The sequence below is a fragment of the Streptomyces sp. NPDC045701 genome (assembly GCF_056432045.1).
Genome location: NZ_JBWKJV010000167.1, coordinates 1 through 2,183, shown reverse-complemented (window position 1 = coordinate 2,183; position 2,183 = coordinate 1). Strand labels below are relative to the sequence as shown.

Genomic DNA, 2,183 nt, shown 5'->3' with positions numbered 1-2,183 from the left:
TCAGCCTGCCTCCAGCTTCAACCGGTCCCTGCGAGGACCGGCGGCGGGCCTCTCATCCCGCGAGATCCATCAGCGCCTCGTGGCGCACAGCCGACTTCGTCCATTACCAGGACGCTGGGACGCAGGTAGGTGCGGAGCTTGCTGTTCAGCCGTCCTGAGGCTTCGGCGGCCGTGAGGTTGCGGACCATGTCGTCGAGGCTGGTGAAGTAGATCGAGTAACCGGCCCGGCAGGCCGCGACTGCGAGGGCGACGGCCATGTGGGTCTTGCCGACTCCGGGCGGCCCGGGCAGGGCAGCGTTCGCCTTGGCCTCGGCGAACGAGAGGGTGGCGAGGTCCTTGACCTTGCGTGGGTCCAGATCGGGCTGGAAGGAGAAGTCGTAGTCATCGAGCGTCTTGTGGTGCGGCAGTTTCGAGTTCCGCAGGCCCTGGCGGAAACGGCGGTCGTCACGGACGGCGAGTTCTTCCGGCAGCACCAGATCCAGGAAATCGGGATAGCCCATCTTGGCCTCGTCAGCCCGCTGTGCGTACTGGTTGAGGGCTTCGGCCAGGTGGGGAAGGCCGAGCTTGCCGGCCGTGGTGCGGATGCGGGTGGAGACCAGCTCGCTCAAGACGATTCCTTCTTCCTGGGTGCGGTGGTGAAGGGACGGGTGCCGGTCAGCTCGTCATAGACCGACAGCGGCCTGCGGCCGGCCGGGATGCTGGCGGCCGCGGCCCGGGTCAGCAAGGACTGCAGCGAGCCGGCCTCCTCGCCCAAAGGCGCGTCGTGGCGGGGCTTGGGCAGGGGATCTCCGGTGGTGACGCGGCGATTCTTGCCGTCGGGCAGACCGTCCCAGTGCTTCTCGTCGACGACGCGGACGCCTTTGCCGACCGCCCTTGGATGGACGGCCAGCAGGGTGGAGCCGTCACCGTCGGCGATGGCGGAGTGCAGCATGACCTGGGACTTCGTGGCCCTGACCTCGACGAGCTGGCGGTGGCGGACCTTGCGGGCCGGCACCGAGCAGAGGTTGCCGCCGAAGGCGACGAGACAGTCCTTGCCCACCGGCCGCAGGTGACGCTGGGCGACCACGAAGGGCCTTTCCGGCAGCGGCCTGAGGGCCATGTGATCCCTGACCGCCCGGTGGCCGATGACCTCACCGTGCGTCCGGTGGGTCCGTGCCCGCCGCAAGGGGACCCAGGCCAGAACGCGGAGTCCATTTCCTCGATGGAGGAGAAGGCCCGGCCGGCCAGGACATGGTCGCGCACGATGTCGACCTGCCGCTCGACACGGCCTTTGCCGGTGGGACGGTAAGCGGCCAGAACGTCGATATCGAAGTCGTAGTGCCCGGCGAAGGCCACCGCTTCGGGATGCAGCGGGACTGCCTCACCAGGAGCGACGTGCCGTCGGACCACTGTCTTGGTGCGGTCATAGACGATCGACATCGGCACCCCGCCGAAGTGGGCGAACGCCTGGCGGTGGCAGTCGAAGAAGGTGGCCAGGTCCTGGCTGGTGGTGAAACAGCAGAACGGGTCACGTGAGTAGGACAGGACCATGTGGAACGAGTAGACCCTCGGGATCCCGACATGGGCCAGGATCTTGCCCTCGTCGCCCCAGTCCACCTGGGCCTGAGCCCCGGGAACCACCTCAAACCGGCGGTGCAGACCAGCCAGTTCGTCGGGCGCGATGCCCATCTCTTCGGCAACCCGCGGCCGGGCCTCCTGCAGATAGATCTTCACCCGCTGGTAGGTGCCGGTGAAGCCGTACTCCGCCACCAGCCGCTCGTGGACCACGGCCCCTTTGACCGTGATCTCCGCCCGGAGCATTGCGTCGATCAGCGGCGCGACCTCATCGGTATTTGCGGACTGTCCGACGGTTCAGCCCAGTCTCCTTCGCGATCTCCGACAGGCTGATCGCACCAGACTCATACAGCCCGCGAAACCGACGAAGCTCCAACCACCGGTGCGGGTCCAAAACCATGATCAAACATCCTCTGCCGCCCAAACAGACCAAGCAGCAGAGTGCCCATGAGGTGCCCCGAAGTTTCCGGACAGACGTCCAATAGGATTGCCTTGAACGGAAAAGAGGACGCAAGAAGTGGCACCACCGAGCAGGTACACCCCGGAGTTTCGGGAAGAAGCTGTCCAGATTGCACTCCGGTCCAGCAAGACTGTCACTGAGACAGCCAGAGAGCTGGAACTGAATCCGG

At 66.2% G+C, this 2,183-nt stretch carries 2 protein-coding genes and 2 pseudogenes; 1 reads left to right on the top strand and 3 read right to left on the bottom strand.

Annotated elements, in window-relative coordinates:
• Positions 1 to 80: 80 nt before the first annotated feature.
• The 3 genes and pseudogenes from AC07DW_RS34125 to AC07DW_RS34115 form a co-directional block, all read right to left on the bottom strand.
• Positions 81 to 608: pseudogene (locus AC07DW_RS34125) on the bottom strand (ATP-binding protein); the annotation flags it as partial.
• Entirely contained in the window at positions 605 to 1,099 is a 495-nt protein-coding gene (locus AC07DW_RS34120) for a Mu transposase domain-containing protein (protein ID WP_478861476.1), read from the bottom strand. The gene AC07DW_RS34120 and the pseudogene AC07DW_RS34125, both read right to left, overlap by 4 nt.
• Positions 1,100 to 1,248: 149 nt before the next feature.
• Positions 1,249 to 1,800 (bottom strand): annotated as a pseudogene (locus tag AC07DW_RS34115) (DDE-type integrase/transposase/recombinase); the annotation flags it as partial.
• 271 nt (positions 1,801 to 2,071) lie between these two features.
• On the opposite strand from AC07DW_RS34115, the gene AC07DW_RS34110 reads away from it, so the two are divergent.
• The coding region (locus AC07DW_RS34110; RefSeq protein ID WP_478861477.1) for a transposase at positions 2,072 to 2,183 on the top strand (112 nt) is incomplete at its 3' end.